Consider the following 18,652-nt stretch of genomic DNA (forward strand, 5'->3'; position numbering starts at 1 on the left):
TGGAATCAGACATCCGAACTTGCCTCTCGCCCGCTCATGGGCGAAATTGCGGCCATGTTCGCGGCATCGCCGGCCGCACCAGAATGGGAGCCATCGATTGTCGCCGACCCGTGTAACGCACCCGCCAGACGACAGTCGCGGCGAGCATTTCCGGGTCCGAATCGAGGGGTTCGGAGTCGGCACCTGGGATCTCGACCTCACGACGCGGGAGCTGGAGTGGTCCGAAACCGCGCGGATGCTGCTGGGTATCGAGCGCGGCCAGCCGGCCAGCTACGACCTCTTCCTCTCCCGCCTCGAGCCCGAGGACCGCGCCCGCGTCGAGGACGCGATCAGGCAGGTCACCGAGCATGGCGGCGGCTTCGACGTCTCCTTCAAGATTTCCGGCAATGCCGACCGCGGCAAATGGCTCAGGGCCCGCGCCGGCCTGATCCGGGACGATGCCGGCGTCGCCCGCCATCTCAGCGGCATCCTGCTCGACATCGACGAGGAGAAGCAGGTCGAGGAAGCCTTGCGCACGCGCGAGACTCACCTCCGCTCCATCCTGCACACCATTCCCGATGCCATGATCGTGATCGACGGCCACGGCATCATGCAGCTGTTCAGCACGGCCGCGGAACGCCTGTTCGGCTGGTCGGAGCAGGAGGCGATCGGCCAGAACGTCAGCATCCTGATGCCGGAGCCGGACCGCACCCGTCACGACAGCTACATCGCGCGCTATCGCTCGACCAATGATCCGCACATCATCGGCATCGGCCGCATCGTCACCGGCAAGCGCCGCGACGGCACGACGTTCCCGATGCATCTGTCGATCGGCGAGATGCAGTCCGGCGGCGAGCCCTATTTCACCGGCTTCGTCCGCGACCTCACCGAGCACCAGAAGACCCAGGCGCGGCTGCAGGAGTTGCAGTCCGAGCTCGTCCACGTCTCGCGGCTGACCGCGATGGGCGAGATGGCCTCCGCGCTCGCGCACGAGATCAACCAACCACTAGCGGCGATCAGCAATTACATGAAGGGATCGCGGCGGCTGCTCGCCGGCAGCGCGGATCCCAACACGCCGAAGATCGAGAGCGCGCTGGACCGCGCCTCGGAGCAGGCCTTGCGCGCCGGCCAGATCATCCGGCGGCTGCGCGACTTCGTCTCCCGCGGCGAATCCGAGAAGCGGGTCGAGAGCCTGTCCAAGCTGATCGAGGAAGCCGGCGCGCTCGGGCTAGCCGGCGCGCGCGAGCAGAACGTGCAGCTCCGCTTCAGCCTCGATCCCGATGCCGATCTCGTCCTCGCCGACCGCGTGCAGATCCAGCAGGTGCTGGTCAATCTGTTCCGCAACGCGCTGGAGGCGATGGCGCAATCGGAGCGGCGCGATCTCGTCGTCGCCAACAGGCGCGCCAATGACGACATGATCGAAGTGGACGTCTCCGACACCGGCTCCGGCTTCCAGGACGACGTCATTCCAAACCTGTTCCAGACCTTCTTCACCACCAAAGACACCGGCATGGGCGTGGGACTGTCCATCAGCCGCTCGATCATCGAGGCTCACGGCGGGCGCATGTGGGCCGAGAGCAATGCATCGGGCGGCGCGACATTCCGCTTCACCCTGCCGGCAGCCGACGAGACCTGAGCAATGACGACCAAGGGACATGTCTACGTCATCGACGACGACGCCGCGATGCGGGACTCGCTGAGCTTCCTGCTGGACTCCTCCGGCTTCGGCGTCACGCTGTTCGAGGACGCGCAGAGCTTCCTCGACGCCCTGCCCGGCCTTGCCTTCGGCTGCGTCGTCTCCGACGTGCGCATGCCTGGGCTCGACGGCATCGAGCTGCTCAAGCGGATGAAGGCGCAGGCCAGCCCGTTCCCGGTCCTGATCATGACCGGCCATGGCGACGTGCCGCTCGCGGTCGAGGCGATGAAGCTCGGGGCCGTCGACTTCCTGGAAAAGCCGTTCGAGGACGATCGCCTCACCACGATGATCGAGACGGCGATCCGCCAGGCAGCGCCGGCGGCCAAGACCGAAGCGATCGCACACGACATCGCCGCTCGCGTCGCTTCCCTCAGCCCCAGGGAGCGCCAGGTCATGGAAGGGCTGATCGCCGGGCTCTCCAACAAGCTGATTGCCAGGGAATACGACATCAGCCCGCGCACCATCGAGGTCTACCGCGCCAACGTCATGACCAAGATGCAGGCGGGCAGCTTGTCGGAGCTGGTCCGCCTGGCGATGCGCGCCGGCATGCTGAAGGATTGAGGCAAGTCGGATTGAGGCAAACCGGATTGAGCCAAGTCAATCCGGGCCGCTCCGTCTGTGCTAGCCAGATGCGATGATCGAGATCGGCTCGCACCCTCAGCGGCTTCCCATGGCGCCTTCGGCAAAGCCCGTCGTCTATGTCGTCGACGACGATGCCGCCGTGCTGGGATCGCTGCGATTCCTGCTCGAAACCGACGGGTTCGACGTGCGGACCTTCAGGAACGCCACGGCGCTGCTGAACGCGGCCAGCCAGCCCGGCGCCGACTGCTACGTGATCGACTACAAGATGCCCGACATCAACGGCATCGAGCTCGCCGGCCGCCTCCGCCAGTCCGACGGCGAGACCCCGGTGATCCTCATCACCGGCTATCCCGACGGGAATATCTCGGCGCGCGCGGCGGCTGCAGGCGTCAAGGACGTGATTCTGAAGCCTCTTTTGGACGAAAACCTGGTCAAGCGCATCCGTGGTGCGATCCAGGAAAGGCGCCGGAATTGACCTACGGGATTCTACGTAGGTAAACCTCCTTAAGATAACGCGCGAAATTTCCGGATTGCGCAAACCCGCGTAGCAATGCTCCATCACAACGGAGATGGCGCAGATGCTGACCCAGACGCTCGACACCCACGCGATCAACACGCAACTTCGTGGCAAGATTGCCCCCGCCCATCCCGTCACCGACCAGTTCGGCGCGATCACCGGCCATGTCGGGCTGGTCGCCACCGAGTTCTCCTATCGCAAGGACGAAGAGATCTACGGCGAAGACGAGCCGGCCGAATATGTCTACCAGGTCGTTTCGGGCGCCGTGCGCAGCTACAAGCTCCTCTCCGACGGCCGCCGCCAGATCGGCGCCTTCCATCTTCCCGGCGACGTGTTCGGCCTTGAATCCGGCCCCACCCATCGCCTCGCCGCGGAAGCCATCATCGACACCAATGTTCGCCTCGTGAAGCGCGCCAGCCTGGAGAAGGCCGCCGGCACCGACGTGCAGGTCGCGCGCAAGCTCTGGGCCATGACAGCGAGCGAGCTGCGCCACGCCGAAGATCACATGCTGCTGCTCGGCCGCAAGACCGCAATGGAGCGCGTTGCGACCTTCCTGCTCGAAATGGACCGCCGCCTCGCGGTCGCCGGCATGATGGCGCTGCCGATGTGCCGTCGCGATATCGGCGACTATCTCGGCCTGACGCTGGAGACTGTCTCGCGCGCGCTGTCCCAGCTCCACGCCCAGGGCATCCTCGGTTTCTCCGGCGCCCGCCAGATCGTGCTGCGCAACCGGGCGCGCCTGCACAATCTCGACGCCTGATTTTTCCTCCCCACTGACTTGGCCGGCTTGATGTCGTTCAGCCGGCCTTTTCTTTTGGCGCAAGGCGCCTGGTTTCCGGCATCACCAGCAGGATCAGCAACAGCCCCGTCGCCGCGATGCCGGACAGCCCGATGAACGCGGTGGCATTGCCGAACTTGTCGCTGACATAGCCGCCCAGCGCCGTGCTGAGCGACGCGCCGATGCCGGTCGCGGTGCCGACGATGCCCTGCGCCAGGTTGAAATGCCCGCTGCCGAAGGCGACGTCGGCGACGATCAGCGGGATCATCACCGCGAACACCGCCGCGGTGATGCCGTCGAACACTTGCACCGCGACCAGCAGATACGGATCGCGCACCGTGGCGAACAACAGGCCCCGGATCGTCAGCGCACCGAAGCCGATCAGCAGCAGCGGGCGGCGGCCCCACGCTTGCGCCTTGCGCCCGACCGTCGGCGACAGCAGCGCCACGATCGCCTGGGGCACGACGATGCAGAAAGCCACCAGCACCGTCGCCCACTGGCTCGACCGCGCCGTCACCGCGCTCGCCATCAGCGGCATCATCGCGGCGTTCGCCAATTGCAGCAGCAACACGCTGAGCGCGAAGACGATGAGCGGCCGCTGCCGGATCAGATGCCAGACATTGGTGTCGCCCGGGACCGGCGCCTCGCGCGGCATCTCGCCGTGGCAGCGCGCGATGTCCACTTCCTCCTCGCGGATCCGCGACAGCGCGATCAGGGTCGGGATCGCCAGCAGGAAAGTGACCAGGAACACCGAGCGGCTCGACAGCAGATAGCCGGCGGTGCCCATCACGGCCGCCGCGACGCCATTGCCGAGCGAGGCAAAGCGTGCGTTGCGGCCGAGCCGCTCGCCGATCGCGAGCGGGCCGACGAGGCCGAGGCTGATCGCCGCGATCGCAGGCCCCAGCACGCAGCTCGCCGCCGCATGCAGCGTCGCCGCCGTCACCACCACGGGGAAGATCGGCATCGCGGCATAGGCGAGCGCGCAGAAGCCGATGGTCACGATCGCAAGGGCTGCGACCAGCCGCTCGGATTTTGCGGCATCGATGATGGCGCCGCCCGGCATCTGCCCGATCAGCGCGACGATGCCGCCGATCGACAGCACGAGGCCGATCTCGACCTGGGTCCATTTCTGTGTCGTCAGGTAAACCGCGATGAAGGGACCGAACCCGGTCTGCACGTCGGCGAGGAAGAAGATGAACCAGTCGAGGCCGCGCAGGCTCTGGCGCGATGGCGCCGGAATGGGCGCAAGCCGCAGCGCGGCGGCGTTGTTCTGTTCAACGTGGCCGCCGCGATCCGCATGGTTCGGCTTCCTCGACAACAGCACAGGCAGTCAGCCCTCCCCGCGCCTCACTGGATGGCTTGCAGTGGTTGAAGACTGCCGGACGCGCCGAGCACGACCATCGGCGTGTCTTCCTTGTACTCCGGCGCGGCGGCGACCTGCGCCTTGGTCAGTTCCAGCGTGATGCTGTCCTTCTTGTTGGTGATCTTGCCGAAGCGAAGCGCATTCCAGTCCACCACGATCTTGCGGCTGCCGACGCCGAGGAAGCCGCCGAAATCGATCACGGCAGCCCGCACATGGCCGGTGCGGTCGACGATGATGTCGACGATGCGGCCCATGTCCTCGTCGGCGGCGCTGCGCACGTCGCGACCGAGCACGCCATGGGCGTCGCTCGCGCCGATGATGGTCACCGAGGGCGGCGGCGCGGCGTCCTTCGGGGTCACCGGCACGGTCGAGGCCGGCGGCTGTGCGGTCGCCGGCGCATTCGCTTCACTTGGCGGCGAGGTTGGGGCCGCCGCAGGCGGCTCCTCCGCGGCACGCGACATTGCGACCGTCAGGCCGGCGACGATCGCCACGCTCAAGACCAGCCATCGGACAGCACGCATGGGCCCTCCTCGCGCGCCTAGCGCGCCAGCACGATCGAGACCTGGATCTGGCCGCGCGTGCGCAACACCTCCAGCGCCACGTCGTCGCCGTGGCGGCTGACGCGCAAATCGACGCTGGACTCGCCGAGGCGCAGATCGCGCAGGATCACCTCGTTCAGGAACGCCGGCAGATGCGGATTGCGCAAACGGATCTCGCCGCGCGCCACATCGAACTCGATGCCGAGCGCCGCCTCGAGCAGCGTGAATGGCGTCGCGCTGGCCCAGGCCTGCGGCGCGCAGGCGACCGGATAGAGCGTCGGGCCGCGCCGCTTCTCGCGCCGGAAGCCACAGAACAGTTCCGGCAGCCGGCGCAAATCCATGTAGGTCGCGGCGTCGAACAGGCCCTTGAAGACATGTGCGACCGAATGCTTGAGCCCGTAGCGCGCGAGCCCGAGCGCGATCAGCGCGTTGTCGTGCGGCCAGACCGAGCCGTCATGATAGGACATCGGGTTATAGCGCACCTCGCCTTGCGCGACGGTGCGGATGCCCCAGCCGGAGAAGAAGTGCGGCCGCATCAGATCGGCGGCGACGAGGCGCGCGCGGTCCTCGCGGATCATGCCGCTGAACAGCACCTGCCCGGCATTCGAGGTGCGCACCCTGCACGGCCGCTTCTTGCCGTCGAGCGCGAGCGCGTAGGTGCCGAGCTCCTCGCACCAGAACGCCCTTTCGAAGCGCTCGGCCAGCGCCTTGGCTTCGGTCTCGAGCTTGCGCACCCGGTCCGGCTTGCCGAGCCGCAGCGCGCAACGCGCGGCGAGCTGCTTGGCCGCGTAGACGTAGCCCTGGACTTCGGCGAGCGCGATATTGCCTTCCGCGAGCTGGCCGTCGGCATGGAAGATCGCGTCGTAGGAATCCTTCCAGCCCTGGTTGGCCAGTCCCTTCTCCGTCGCGCGCTGGTATTCGACGAAGCCGTCCTGATCGGGATCACCCGGACCGTCGATCCAGGCCAGCCCCGCCTCGATCGCCGGCCACAGCTCGATCAGCGTCGCGGCATCGCCGGTGCGCTCGAAATAGCTTCCGGCGAGCAGGATGAACAAGGCGGTCGAATCGACGCTGCCGTAATATTGCGAGAACGGCACCTCGCGCAGCGCCGCCATCTCGCCGCCGCGCATCTCGTGCAGGATCTTTCCGGGCGCCGCATCGGCGAGCGGATCGACCGTCTTGGCCTGGAAATGGGCGAGCCGCCTGAGGACGCCCTTGGCGATCCGCGGGTCGATCCACAGCATCTGCAGCGCAGTGATCAGCCCGTCGCGGCCGAAGGTCGTCGAGTACCAGGGAATGCCGGCATAGGGATAACGCCCCTGCGGCGTTTCCGTCATCAGCATGTTGAGGTCGGCCATGGCCTGGCACAGCACCTCGTTGAAGATGTTGTTCGAGGTCTCGACGCTGGCCGCGTCCATGGTGGAGTGCCGCATCTCGCGGCGATGCGCCAGCAGGCCCCGGAAGAACCGCGCCGGCTTTTCCGACGCCGGCCTGTTGCAGGACACCGCCACGAACAGCGACTTGGCCTGGTGCGGATCGAGATCGATCTGCCAGGCCGCGGCGTTGACGGAGAGCCGCGTCGGCCGCGGGTCGAAATGCAGGCCGGTGGTGCGCTCGGCATCGTCGAGGCCGCGATAGTCGAAGAGCACGTCGGTCGGCCCGAGCAGCTTGCTCGTGCCGGTGCCGCGGCGCGGCCGCCGCTCGCCGCGGACCTCGAACAGGTCGGCGAAATCGTTGTCGAACAGCAGCGTCAACTCGAAGCTCGCGGGCCGCTCACCATGGTTCTGCACGCCGATGCGTTGATAGGCCGAGCCGCGCCACAGGAAGATCGTGCGCACGATGTGCAGCAGGTCCTTCTGCAGGACGAGGGCGCCCTCGCGGTAGATGTCGGGATTGGTGAGATCGACCGTCAGGGCCGAATTGTCGTCGCGTAAGTTGGAGCCGAGCAGCAGCGGCTGGAGGTCGTTGAGCACGAGCTCCAGCCGCGCGAGGTAGCGCGTGTCATAGTGGAACAGGCCGTCCGGCCCGCCGGCCGAGGCGCCGATGTCGCCGTGACTGTCGAGCACGATGAAGGTGTCGTCGTGCTTGAGCGAGCGCCGCGGCCGCGCCGACGGCCCCGTCATCGGGATGTAGAAGGGCTGCTCCGCGACCTGCTCCACGGTCCGCGCCACGGAGACGAATTTGGTGACGACTTCGGCTGCCATAAGCTGCTCCCCTGCCCCTGTTTCGAAACGCAACCAGCGCGGACGCGACTCTCGAGGTTACGCGGCGAACTTCGCGAGCCGGCTCATCTCCTGCGTCACCAGCTCCCGGTACGGACCGTGCCCCTGCATCAGGCGGTCGGGCGCGCCGTCCTCGATGATCTTGCCGTTCTTGAGCACGATCACACGGTCGAAATTGCGCAGCGTCGCGAGCCGATGCGCGATCGCGATCACGGTGCGGCCGCGCATCAGGCGCGACAGCGCCTCGCGGATGGCCTCCTCGGATTCGCTGTCCAGCGCCGCGGTCGCCTCGTCCAGCAGCAGGATCGGCGCATCCTTCAGGAAGGCGCGCGCGATCGCGATGCGCTGACGCTGGCCGCCGGACATCTTCACACCGCGGTCGCCGACCATGGTGTCGAGACCATCAGGCAGACTCTCGACGAAATCGCAGCGGGCCGCAATAGCCGCGCGCAGCACCTCGTCGTCGGTCGCATTCGGGCGGCCGTAGCGGACGTTCTCGCGGATGGAGCGGTGGAACAGCGAGATATCCTGCGGGACCACCGAGATCGCCTCGCGCAGGCTCAGCTGTGTCACCATCGAGATGTCCTGGCCGTCGACCGTGATGCCGCCTTCGTCGACGTCGTAGAAGCGCTGAAGCAGCGTGAACAGGGTCGACTTGCCGCCGCCGGACTGGCCGACCAGGCCGACGCGTTGGCCGGGCTGCAGCCGCAGGCTGAACCGCTCGAAGATCTTCTCGCCGCCGGGATAGCCGAAGGTCACGTTGTTGAACGCGATCGCCGCGCCGCTCTTCACCAGTGGCTCCGCCTCGGGGTGATCGCGCAGCTCATGCGGCACCAGCAGCGTCGCGATGGCCTCGGTCAACCGCGCGACATGCTGGGTGACGTCGACCAGCGCCACCGCGAGATCGCGGGTGGCGTTGAGGATGGACAGGCCGAGGGTGCAGACCAGCACGACGTCGCCGGTGGTCGCCTCGCCCTGCTGCCAGAGCGTGATCGCCCAGGCCATCAGCGTAACGGTCAGGACGACTGTCACACCGGCATGGGTGAGCCGCAGCTTTTCGAGATAGCGCAGGCTGCGGCCGCGCGCGGTGAGCTCGCGATTGACGGTAGCGTCGAACCGCTCGTGCTCATGGCCGATGCCGCAGAAGGCGCGGACCAGCGGCATGTTGCTGATGACGTCGATCATCTCGCCGTCGACCACGGCCGCCTTGTCGGCGAAATCGTCGTGCAGTGGCTTGCCGGCGGCCGCCAGGTGGAACATCGCGATCACCATGCCGCCCGCGACCACGATCAGGCCGAGCGCCATATAGGGACTGACGGTTCCGATCAGCATGATCGCCGCAATTGTGGCAATGCACGGCGGCAACACATTCCAGACGAACATGTTCTCGACCGTGAACACCGCGTTCGAGGTCGCGGTGATACGGCTCGTCAGCATGCCCGGCATGCGGTCCGAGAAGTAGCTCGGCGCATGTCCGGTCAGATGGCGAAATATGTCACGGCGTAGATCGCCCGTGACACGAACGAAGGTAAAACTCGCTGTCCAGCTCGCGATCCGCCACAGGAAGTTATCGGCAGCGATCAGCGACATGAGCAGAATGAATGCCAGCCATACGCTGCCACCATGCGATGTTCCCGCCGACAGACTGTCGACGAGGGATTTGACGCCGTACTGCGTGCCTACGGAGCAGGCAACGGCGGCGACGACAGCAGTCAGGATCACGAGATGCGACGCGAGACGACGTCGAAGATAGCGCAAGACAAAGGCAAATGGCCTGCGCGCGTATCCAGAAAGCTGATCCATGTGACACTCTACCCCGCGTGATGGTTTTCAATTTTCGTGACTGTTCGACTGAACATCGACCAGCTCGCCTCGGTTCCCGGGCAAGCTCATCACGACATGCGGATGCGGACGATCTGCGAAGACGAGATGGCAGCATCGAGACAGGTGCGAGATGTGTCCAATAAGTAACGTTTGTTGAGAGGAACTTCGCAACTGCGGAAACGTTCCCTTTGCTGGCATTGCCGGTGCCGTACGCGCTGGGGGTTTTCAATATTCATGATCGCAAAGGAGAAGGTGAGATGCGCATCGCGCAGGTAGCTCCGTTGACGGAGGCTGTTCCACCCAAGCTGTATGGCGGCACCGAGCGGGTGGTGCATTGGTTGACGGAAGAGCTGGTTGCCCTTGGACATGACGTCACACTGTTCGCCAGCGGCGACTCGCAGACGTCGGCGAAGCTGGATGCCTTATGGCCGCGGGCGCTGCGCCTCGACGGTTCCGTGCGTGATCCGAACGCGTTGCACATGGTGCTCTTGGAGCGGGTGCGGCAGAAATGTGACGACGAGGAGTTCGACTTCCTCCACTTCCATCTCGACTATTATCCGTGGTCGCTGTTCCACCGGCAGCCGACGCCTTTCGTGACCACGCTGCATGGCCGGCTCGACCTGCCGGAGCATCAGCCGGTGTTCGAGACCTTCTCCAAGATGCCCGTGATCTCGATCTCGAATGCGCAGCGGCGGCCGGTGCCGCAGGCGAACTGGGTGACGACGATCCATCACGGCCTGCCCGAGACTTTGCTGACGCCGAAGCCGGCGAAACAGGAATATCTCGCCGTGCTCGGCCGCATCGCTCCGGAGAAAGGCGTCGACCGCGCCATCAAGATCGCGACCCATTGCGGCATCCCGCTGAAGATCGCGGCCAAGGTCGATCGCGCCGACCAGGATTATTACGACGAACTGATCAAGCCGATGATCGTGAACAATCCGCTGGTGGAATTCATCGGCGAGATCAGCGACCACGAGAAGTCGGACTTCCTGAGCGGCGCGCTGGGACTTCTGCTGCCGATCGACTGGCCGGAGCCGTTCGGCCTCGTGATGATCGAGGCCATGGCCTGCGGCACGCCGGTCGTCGCCTTCAACCGCGGCTCGGTGCCGGAGATCATCGACGAGGGCCTCACCGGCTTCGTCGTCGAGGACATCCTCAGCGCCGCCGGCGTCGTCAACCGTCTTCCGAGACTGGACCGCTCCGCGATCCGCAAGCAGTTCGAGACGCGCTTCACGGCGCGGCGGATGGCGCTCGACTATCTTGCGGCCTATCGCAGCCTGACCGAGGAGCAAGCACCGCGGATCAAGCTGGTGAGCAGCGCGGAGTAGTTGCCTCACCCACAGCTGTCGTCCCGGACAAGCGAAGCGCAGATCCGGGACCCATAACCACAGGATAGTGTTTGGCGAAGACTCGGAGTGACCGTCTCGTCCAAAACGTCTCCCTGGGGTTATGGTCCCGCGTTCGCGGGGACGACACCGAATACGTTGCCGCGGTGGTGGCTACACCACCACCGCCCGCTTCGGCTCCACGATCTCGAACATCCGCGGAAACTCATCCATCAGGCCCATCAGCTCGGCGAGCTTCATGGGGTTGCCTGACAGCTTGATCTTGCCGGCCGCCACCGCCTCCGGAAAACTCGTCAGCTTCGCGATCACCTCATCGAGCGTCGATCGCGCCAGCGTGAAGCTGGCATCGGCGCCTTCGGCCTGCACGCCCGCGGTATAGGTCAGTGCGCAGTTCTCCAGATTGAGCACGAAGGTCTCGCCGGTGTCCGAAAAGCTCCAGTTCAGCACGATGTGCTTTCCTTCCGCCTTCGGACCGTTGAGGCGAATGCCGAGCACGTCCCAGAGCTGCTCCGTGCGCAGCGCGGCCACCGTCTCGCGCGGCATCGGCGGACGCGGCGGGGTCTTCGGCATGCCCTGGCGTAATTCCTGCGCGCCGAACAGATAGGCGTTGCGCCAGGTCGCGCTTTCGGCGGCATAGCCCAGCTGCTCCAGCGTGTCCGCCAACAGCGCGCGCGCCGCCTGATTGTCCGGCTCGGCGAAGACGAGATGGCCGAGCGCCTGCGCGACGAAGCGGAATTCACCCTTGTCGAAATCCGCGCGCGCCCGCGTCAGGATCGCGTCGGCGCCACCCATATACGCGACGTATTTCTTGCCGGACTCGACCGGCGGCAGTGGATCGAGATTGACCGGGTTGGCGTCGTACCAACCGAGATACTTTTGGTAGATCGCCTTCACATTGTGCCGGATGTGACCGTAATATCCGCGGCCGTGCCAGGCGCCTTCGAGGCTCTTCGGCAACTGGATGGTCTCCGCGATCTCCGTCGCGGTGAGGCCGTGGTTCATCAGACGGATGGTCTGGTCATGCGCGAACTTGTAGAGATCGCGCTGCTGCCGGATCATGGTGCCGATGCGCTCAGTACCCCACACTGGCCAGTGGTGCTGGCCGCACATCGCCTCCGCCTTGCCGTCCCACAGCTGCAAGGCCTCGTTGAGGTACTTCGACCACGCCAGCGCATCGCGCACGTCGGCGCCGCGGAACGGCAAGAGATTGTGGAAATTGTGGGTGCAGTTCTCGGCAAGGTTCAACAGCTTGTAGCGCGGGATGAAGAAGTGCATCTCCGCCGGCGCCTCGCTGTTCGGCGCCATCTGGAATTCGAATGCGACGCCGTCGATCACGCGCCTGTCGCCGGTCGCCATGATCAGATCGGTCGGCCGCAGCAACGCGACCGAGCCCGCGGCCATCGACTTGCCGAGGCCGCAATCGACCTGGCCTCGTGCCCCCTTGGCCAGGAACGGCCCGAATTGGTACTGCGCCCGCCGCAGCATCGCAGGGCCCGCGATGATGTTCTCGGAAACCGCGTGCTCCATGAACAGGTTCGGCGCGATGATCGGCACGCGGCCGGTCGCCAGCGCATCCTCCTCCAGGACGCCGCGCGCGCCACCCCAATGGTCGGTGTGGGTGTGGGTGAAGATTACGGCCGCAACCGGCTTCTGGCCGCGATGCGCAAAATAGAGATCGAGCGCGGCACGCGCGCCTTCGATCGAGGTCAGCGTGTCCACGACGATGACGCCGCTGTCGCCCTCGATCAGCGTCATGTTGGCGATGTCCAGCCCGCGCACCTGGTAGACGCCGGGCACGACCTCGAACAGCCCATGCTGCATGTTGAGCCGCGACTGCCGCCACAGGCTGGGATTGACCGTCGGCGGCGCCTGCTCGGCGGAGAGGAAGCCGTAAGGCTCGAGGCTCCAGACCGTGCGCCCTTGCGGATTTGTCACCTTCGCATTGTCGATCGTGCCGAGGAAGCCCCGCGCAGCATCGTCGAAATCCTGCGTGTCGGAAAACGGCAGCGCGTTGAGCATCGCCGTCTGCTGCGCGATGACGGACGGCGTTGCGTCCTTGGGCTCGCTGCTGAACTCAGTCATGCTTGTTTCCTCCCGGCCTGATGCGCGGCATCTAACCGCATCTCGCGGTCGATTGCCATCACCGGGGGAGACAGCAGAGGTGCCCTTCCCTTCTCCCCTTGCGGGAGAAGGTGGCGCGAAGCGCCGGATGAGGGGTATATCTCCGCTCGTACGACTGCTCGTGAGGATAGATACCCCTCGCCCGTCTCGCCGCTTTGCGGCGAGCCCCCTCTCCCGCAAGGGGAGAGGGTGCATCGTCTACGCGGCCAGTCCTTCGGCGACGGGTTGATTCGACGCATCAGTCTTGTCGGCCATCCGCAACTCCCGCGCCAGCACATAGCCGCCGCGGCTTTCCTTGGCCCGATAGAGCGCCTTGTCGGAGCGCGACAACAGCGCTTCCGCGGTGCGCCCGTCGTGCGGCGCCACGGCGACGCCGACGCTCACGCCGAGCTCGATCATCTGTCCGTCGACATCATAGGGGGCACTGATCGACTGCACGATACGCCGGACCATCTCTTCCGCGTCTGCGGTCGCACGCTGCACCAGGACGAACTCGTCGCCGCCCATGCGGACTACGAGATCCTCGGCCGCGGCGATCGCCCTGAGCCGGCCGGCGACCTGCCTCAGCAGCGCATCGCCGACAGGATGGCCGAAGCGGTCGTTCGCTTCCTTGAAGCGGTCGAGATCGAGCGTATGGACGGCAACCATCCCGGCCGCGAGCATGGCAGGCAAATCCGTCGCCAGCACCGAACGATTGGACACGCCGGTCATCGGATCGATGCGCGATAGCTGCTCGAACTGCCGCTTGAGCGTGATCTGGCTGATCGAGGCATTGAAGCTCAGCCGCACCATCTCGAAGCTCGCGACCACATACATCAAGATCAGCAGCCCGAGTCCGACATGGCGCAGATCGGGCTGCATGAAGGTGACGATCGCGGCGGGCGCGGCGATGGCGACCAGATCGAGCAGCGCCGCGACGGGGCGCAGCGCCAGCCGCGCCACCACGCCGGCACCAAAGCCGAAGCCGATGCCGATCGCCATCACGGAGCAGAGCGCATCGCCGAGCACAATGCTGCGCGCGGCAAACAGGCCAAGAATGAGAGCCGTCACGACGGTGCCGGCCACATAGCACCGCTCCCAGCGGACGGCCTCGGCCCGGCCGAGCTGTGGCGCACGCGCAAGGCGGCGGCGGAATGCAAAGACCTCGAACAGACGGACAATGGCCACCAACACGCCGGCGAACGTCAGGGCTGCCGTCACCATATCGCCCGTCTCATAGGTCGTGATGGCGCCGACCATCGCGAGGCAAGCGGCCGCGAGAATGTTGGGCATCGTCGTGCCGTGAAGGCCCGTGATGACTTCCAGATAGACGGCGTCGGAAATCGACGCCCGTCCGGATTCCATTCTGTTGAACAACATGCCAGCCCCTATCCCGCTGGCACGTTCTTACCGCAGACCCGTAAAATCGGCTCCTTTCGGAGCGATGGCATTTGAGCGAGCGGGTTTACCGCGCGTTAGCCATCTCCGCCGGCGCATCGGCTAGTGCATTCCCAGCACCCTCGGCAGCCACAGCGTCAGGTCCGGCCAATACGTCACGATGACGAGGAAGCCGAGCATGGTGATCAGCCATGGCATCACCGCGACCGCAAGATCGGTGATCCGCATTCGCGCGATCATCGAGGCGACGTACAGGTTCAGGCCGACAGGCGGATGGCAGAGACCGACCTCCATGTTGACGTCCATCACGATGCCGAAATGGACGAGGTCGATGCCGAGCTTCTTGGCGGCCGGCGCCAGGATCGGCGCCATGATCAGGATGATCGAGTTTGGCTCCATGAAGTTGCCGGCGAGCAGCAGCAGGATGTTGACCACCAGCAGGAAGCCGACCCAGCCGAGATTCTGCGCCGCGATCCAGTCGGCGAGCGTCGCCGGCAGGTTCTCGTTGGAGAGCACGAAGGAGAACAGCACCGCGTTGGTGACGATGTAGAGCAGCATCGCGCTGGTGTTGGCGGCGCGCAGCAGCACCCGCGGCACGTCCGCCATCTTGATCGCCTTGTAGACGAACACCGCGATGATGAAGGAATAGACCGCCGCCATGGCGGCGGCTTCGGTCGCCGTGAACAGGCCGCTATAGATGCCGCCGATGATGATGACGACCAGCATCAATCCCCAGATGCTCTCGCGGAAGGTGCGGACGGTTTCGCCCCAGGTCGCCTTCGGCAGCCGCGGATAGTCGCGATTGCGGGCGAGCCACCAGGTGACGATGCAGAGCATCGTCGTCAGCAGGATGCCGGGGAGCAGGCCTGCGACGAACAGCGCGCCGATCGAGGTGTTGGTCGAGACCGCGTAGACGATCTTCGGGATCGACGGCAGCATCAGGATTCCGAGCGAGCCGGCGACGGTGATGATGCCGGCGCCGAAACGCATGGGATAACCGTGCCGGACCATCTCGGGCAGCACGATGGCGCCGATCGCCGCCACCGTCGCAACGCTCGAGCCGCAGACCAGTGCGAACATCGCGCAGGCGACGATGCCGGCAAGGCCGAGGCCACCATACCAATGACCGATCAGCGAGGTCGCGAAATTGATCATGCGGCGCGCGACGCCGCCATGGGTGAGAAAATTTCCGGCAAGGATGAAGAACGGGATCGCCATGATCTCGAAGCCCTCGATGCCCGTGAAGAGCTTCATCGAGACCGCCTCGATCGGCACCGTGGTCAGCGTGAACAGGAACGTCATCACGGTGAGACCGAGCGCGATCGAGACCGGGATGCCGGTCAGCATCAGCGCGATCAAGAGCGCGAACACGGTCGCGGCGCGCATCCAGTGCGGCAGCACCACCACGCCGAACTTCTCGGCAAGGCACATCATGAAGATCAGGACCGGCGCCATGATCAGGATGACGCCGAGCGGCGAGACTTTTCGCGCAGCCGCGCGGGTTGCGGCGCCGGCGGGCTGCGGATGCAGCGCCGGCGAGGCGTCGGCCTCGACGCCCTCGACATGGGTCTCGTCGTGATGCGGCAGATCGCCCGTCCAGTAGTAGTGCCAGGAAACCTGGAGGAAGCGGAAGCACATCAGGCCCGAGCCGAGCGGGATCGCGAGATAGACGAACCACATCGGCGCTTCCAGATCGTTGGACTGCTGGCCGGTGTGGAACATCTCGCGCACGAAGGAGGCGCCGAAGGCGGCAATCATGCCGGTGAACAGCGCGCCGCACAGCATCGCGAACAGGATCACGTGCTTGCGCGAATGCTCCGGCAGGCGGTTGACGAGCAGGTCGACGCCGACATGGATGCCGGTGCGCACGCCATAGGCCGCGCCGAACTTCGCCATCCAGATGAACATGTAGATGCAGAGCTCCTGCGCCCAGGACAGATCGAGCTCGGACAGGAAGGTGAACACCGCCATCGACAGCGACGCGAGCCAGCTCATCCCGTGCGCGGCCGCCCATCTGGAGAGAGCGATCGATTCGCCGGCGCCGTAACGGTGCACAACTGCGATGAAGATCAGGCCGGTTGCAGCCGCAATGAGCGTCGCGATCAACCATTCTTCGAGATGGTTGAGCGCCGAATTGAGCACGCGAAGCAAATCGAGATCCCCCTATCGATACGAAACGGCCGGAAGTGCTTGCACTCCCGACCGTTGGTATTGTTCTCCAGGAAACGCGTCAGTTCATCTTGACGTCGAGTTCCTTGGCGACGAGATCGAGCACTTCCTGCCCGACCCGGCCCTTGGCCCATTTATAAGTCGGCTGCATCGCCTCCTGCCATGCCTTGCGATCGGCGTCGCTGAGATAATGCAGCGTGGTCTTGCCGGTCTTCTTGATCTCGGCGAGCGCATCCTCGTTTTCCTGATGCGCGATCAGATTGGTGTAGTCGGTGGCCTCGTTCATCGCCTTCTCGAGCTGGGCGCGGGTGTCGGGCGGCAGGCCGGACCAGAATTTCGAGTTGACGATGACGGCGTATTGCAAATGCGCGTGATAGGACACGGTGATGTCCTTCTGCACCTCGTAGAACTTCTGCGTCAGATAGTTGGACGCAGTGTTCTCGCAGCCGTCGACGACGCCGGTCTGGAGCGCCTGGTAGACTTCGGAGAACGCCATGATCTGCGGGATCGAGCCGAGCAGGCGGAAATACTGGTCGGCGATCTTCGAGCCGGAGATGCGGAACTTCAGGCCCTTGAAATCCTCCGGCTTCATCAGCGGACGGTTCGACGACACCATGTGGAAGCCGTTGTCCCAATAAGCGAGCCCGGTGATGCCCTTGGCTTCCAGCTTCTGGAACAGCCATTTGCCGACCGTGCCTTTCATCGCGCTGGAATAGGTCGCATCGTCCTTGAACAGCCAGGGCAGGTCGAGCGCCTCGAACTCCTTGATGCCGAGCGGGGCGAATTTCGCGGTCGAGGGCGCCAGCATCTGCACCGAGCCGAGCTGGAGCGCCTCGATCTCCTCCTTGTCCTTGTAGAGCGAGGAGTTCGGATAGACCTCGATCTTGACCTTGCCGTCGGTATACTTCTCGGCGAGTTCCTTGAACTTCAGCGCGCCCTTCCCCTTCGGGGTGTCGTTGGCGACGACGTGGCTGAACTTGATGATGATCGGGCTCTGGGCGAAGGCGGGGGGCGCGAGGAGGGTGGCGAAAGCAAGCGTCGCCGCTGCGACCGCAGGAAGCAGTTTGCGCATGAAGGACCTCCCCAATAACCCCAGCAAACCGGGTCTTTTTTGTTTTGCGTCCCCAGTAGTGGCAGCAATCCGCCACCCTGCCAACTAGACCTAAGCCCAATTTGCCGCAGGCAAGCTATCTTGACGGCTGCCGCATGCGCAACCCGGCACCCGCTCCGGCCCAATGGAGCGAGCGCTTATGTCGCATTGCGGCAAGGCGATCAGCCCTTGCGCTGCGCGACCATGAACAGACGGCGGAACGGAAACAGCGTCTGCCCCGCGGCGTTCTTGGGATAGGCTTTTGCGACCCGCTCCCCGTAGGCCGCTTCGAACGCCGCCTTCTCCTCGCCCTGCAAGACGTCGAGATAGCGCGTCAGCCAGGTCCCCTTGGTCCACTCCTTCACGGGGTTCTCGCCCTCGAGCACCTGAAGATATTCGGTCTCCCAGATGTCGACATTGGCCGACATCGGAGCAAGGAGGTCGTGATAGAACGCCGGTCCCTCGACTGGTGGCGGCGTGACGAGGTGCTCGACCTTGGACCGCCATGGGCCGCTCAATGCAGTCTCGCCGATCAGCACATGCGAGGGAGCCAGAAAGTTGCGCGGCATCTGCACCGCGAGGATGCCGCCGGGCTTCACCTTCTCCATCACCGACGGAAACAGTGCCGCATGATTGGGCAGCCAGTGGAGTGCGGCATTGGAATAGACGAGGTTGTATTGCCTCAAGGGACGCCACTGGCCGAGGTCCTCATGTGACCATTCCACGTCAGGCGCCGCCTTGCGGCCTGCAGCGACCATCTCGGCCGAGCCCTCGACACCGGTCACGGCCGCATCCGGCCAGCGCTCCCTGATCAGTTTCGTCACATTACCGGCACCGGCGCCGAGATCGGCGACCGTGCGCGGGCCGACATCCGGAATCCGCATTAACAGGTCGACGGCGGGCCGCAAGCGGTGGCCGGAGAATTTCAGATATTGCTGCGGATCCCAGACCATGACATGCGCCTTTTCTTTTTCGTGTTTCCTTCGCTGCGGCTCTTGGTTACCACTGCTCGTCCCGATCAGGCAATTCGCAAAGCCGGCGGGACGGGC

General features: G+C 65.1%; 14 protein-coding genes and 1 pseudogene. 5 read left to right on the plus strand and 10 right to left on the minus strand.

The features are described from left to right. The first annotated feature begins 97 nt into the window (after positions 1-97). From fixL to QA642_RS35245, 4 genes are all read left to right on the plus strand, one after another. A complete protein-coding gene (fixL, locus tag QA642_RS35230) occupies positions 98-1,615 on the plus strand; it encodes a sensor protein FixL (RefSeq protein WP_283081000.1) in 1,518 nt (505 codons plus the stop codon). A gap of 3 nt (positions 1,616-1,618) precedes the next feature. Continuing rightward, on the plus strand, positions 1,619-2,236 hold the full coding sequence (gene fixJ / locus QA642_RS35235) for a response regulator FixJ (RefSeq protein WP_283081001.1): 618 nt from the start codon (positions 1,619-1,621) through the stop codon (positions 2,234-2,236). A 73-nt stretch (positions 2,237-2,309) separates the two neighbouring features. Continuing rightward, positions 2,310-2,732 (plus strand): response regulator, encoded by a 423-nt coding sequence (locus QA642_RS35240; protein ID WP_283081002.1) that lies wholly within the window; start codon positions 2,310-2,312, stop codon positions 2,730-2,732. Between the two features lie 103 nt (positions 2,733-2,835). Continuing rightward, complete coding sequence (locus tag QA642_RS35245; RefSeq protein ID WP_283081003.1) at positions 2,836-3,534, plus strand: helix-turn-helix domain-containing protein; 699 nt, start codon at positions 2,836-2,838, stop codon at positions 3,532-3,534. A gap of 37 nt (positions 3,535-3,571) precedes the next feature. On the opposite strand, the gene QA642_RS35250 is transcribed toward QA642_RS35245, so the two are convergent. The 4 genes from QA642_RS35250 to QA642_RS35265 are packed head-to-tail and all read right to left on the minus strand — an operon-like array spanning position 3,572 to position 9,479. Beyond that, positions 3,572-4,876, minus strand: coding sequence for an MFS transporter (locus QA642_RS35250; protein WP_283081004.1), 1,305 nt, complete (start codon positions 4,874-4,876; stop codon positions 3,572-3,574). Between the two features lie 23 nt (positions 4,877-4,899). After that, a complete protein-coding gene (locus QA642_RS35255; RefSeq protein ID WP_283081005.1) occupies positions 4,900-5,436 on the minus strand; it encodes a PRC-barrel domain-containing protein in 537 nt (178 codons plus the stop codon). 17 nt (positions 5,437-5,453) lie between these two features. After that, positions 5,454-7,658 carry an amylo-alpha-1,6-glucosidase gene (locus tag QA642_RS35260; protein ID WP_283081006.1) on the minus strand — a complete coding sequence of 735 codons (2,205 nt, stop codon included), beginning with the start codon at positions 7,656-7,658 and terminating at the stop codon, positions 5,454-5,456. A gap of 57 nt (positions 7,659-7,715) precedes the next feature. Then, entirely contained in the window at positions 7,716-9,479 is a 1,764-nt protein-coding gene (locus tag QA642_RS35265) for an ABC transporter ATP-binding protein (protein WP_283081007.1), read from the minus strand. A gap of 278 nt (positions 9,480-9,757) precedes the next feature. Here QA642_RS35265 and QA642_RS35270 point away from each other — a divergent pair, with 278 nt between their 5' ends. Further along, positions 9,758-10,828, plus strand: a complete 1,071-nt coding sequence (locus QA642_RS35270; protein ID WP_283081008.1) for a glycosyltransferase family 4 protein — start codon at positions 9,758-9,760, stop codon at positions 10,826-10,828. Positions 10,829-10,999: 171 nt separating this feature from the next. On the opposite strand, the gene QA642_RS35275 is transcribed toward QA642_RS35270, so the two are convergent. From QA642_RS35275 to QA642_RS35295, 6 genes and pseudogenes are all read right to left on the minus strand, one after another. Beyond that, on the minus strand, positions 11,000-12,928 hold the full coding sequence (locus QA642_RS35275) for an alkyl sulfatase dimerization domain-containing protein (protein WP_283081009.1): 1,929 nt from the start codon (positions 12,926-12,928) through the stop codon (positions 11,000-11,002). 237 nt (positions 12,929-13,165) lie between these two features. Further along, the gene (locus tag QA642_RS35280) at positions 13,166-14,326 is read right to left on the minus strand and encodes a GGDEF domain-containing protein (protein ID WP_283081010.1); all 1,161 of its coding nucleotides are present in this window, start codon (positions 14,324-14,326) and stop codon (positions 13,166-13,168) included. Between the two features lie 120 nt (positions 14,327-14,446). Then, complete coding sequence (locus QA642_RS46615; protein ID WP_342741018.1) at positions 14,447-15,730, minus strand: TRAP transporter large permease subunit; 1,284 nt, start codon at positions 15,728-15,730, stop codon at positions 14,447-14,449. Positions 15,731-16,018: 288 nt separating this feature from the next. Further along, a pseudogene (locus QA642_RS46620) lies at positions 16,019-16,339 on the minus strand (TRAP transporter small permease subunit); the annotation flags it as partial. A 235-nt stretch (positions 16,340-16,574) separates the two neighbouring features. Next, positions 16,575-17,585 carry a DctP family TRAP transporter solute-binding subunit gene (locus QA642_RS35290; RefSeq protein WP_283081011.1) on the minus strand — a complete coding sequence of 337 codons (1,011 nt, stop codon included), beginning with the start codon at positions 17,583-17,585 and terminating at the stop codon, positions 16,575-16,577. Positions 17,586-17,785: 200 nt separating this feature from the next. After that, a complete protein-coding gene (locus QA642_RS35295) occupies positions 17,786-18,556 on the minus strand; it encodes a methyltransferase domain-containing protein (RefSeq protein ID WP_283081012.1) in 771 nt (256 codons plus the stop codon). Between the last annotated feature and the right edge of the window lie 96 nt (positions 18,557-18,652).

The sequence above is a fragment of the Bradyrhizobium sp. CB2312 genome (assembly GCF_029714425.1).
In the GTDB taxonomy this organism is placed as follows: Bacteria; Pseudomonadota; Alphaproteobacteria; order Rhizobiales; family Xanthobacteraceae; genus Bradyrhizobium.

Excerpts from the sequence above, each read along its gene's own strand:
- fixJ (WP_283081001.1), top strand. The coding sequence starts at position 1,619 with ATGACGACCAAGGGACATGTCTACGTCATCGACGACGACGCCGCGATG.
- QA642_RS35245 (WP_283081003.1), top strand. The coding sequence starts at position 2,836 with ATGCTGACCCAGACGCTCGACACCCACGCGATCAACACGCAACTTCGT.
- QA642_RS35270 (WP_283081008.1), top strand. The coding sequence starts at position 9,758 with ATGCGCATCGCGCAGGTAGCTCCGTTGACGGAGGCTGTTCCACCCAAG.
- QA642_RS35265 (WP_283081007.1), bottom strand. The coding sequence starts at position 9,479 with ATGGATCAGCTTTCTGGATACGCGCGCAGGCCATTTGCCTTTGTCTTG.
- QA642_RS35290 (WP_283081011.1), bottom strand. The coding sequence starts at position 17,585 with ATGCGCAAACTGCTTCCTGCGGTCGCAGCGGCGACGCTTGCTTTCGCC.
- QA642_RS35295 (WP_283081012.1), bottom strand. The coding sequence starts at position 18,556 with ATGGTCTGGGATCCGCAGCAATATCTGAAATTCTCCGGCCACCGCTTG.
- QA642_RS35260 (WP_283081006.1), bottom strand. The coding sequence starts at position 7,658 with ATGGCAGCCGAAGTCGTCACCAAATTCGTCTCCGTGGCGCGGACCGTG.
- QA642_RS35240 (WP_283081002.1), top strand. The coding sequence starts at position 2,310 with ATGATCGAGATCGGCTCGCACCCTCAGCGGCTTCCCATGGCGCCTTCG.
- QA642_RS35280 (WP_283081010.1), bottom strand. The coding sequence starts at position 14,326 with ATGTTGTTCAACAGAATGGAATCCGGACGGGCGTCGATTTCCGACGCC.
- QA642_RS35275 (WP_283081009.1), bottom strand. The coding sequence starts at position 12,928 with ATGACTGAGTTCAGCAGCGAGCCCAAGGACGCAACGCCGTCCGTCATC.
- QA642_RS35255 (WP_283081005.1), bottom strand. The coding sequence starts at position 5,436 with ATGCGTGCTGTCCGATGGCTGGTCTTGAGCGTGGCGATCGTCGCCGGC.
- QA642_RS46615 (WP_342741018.1), bottom strand. The coding sequence starts at position 15,730 with ATGCGCGCCGCGACCGTGTTCGCGCTCTTGATCGCGCTGATGCTGACC.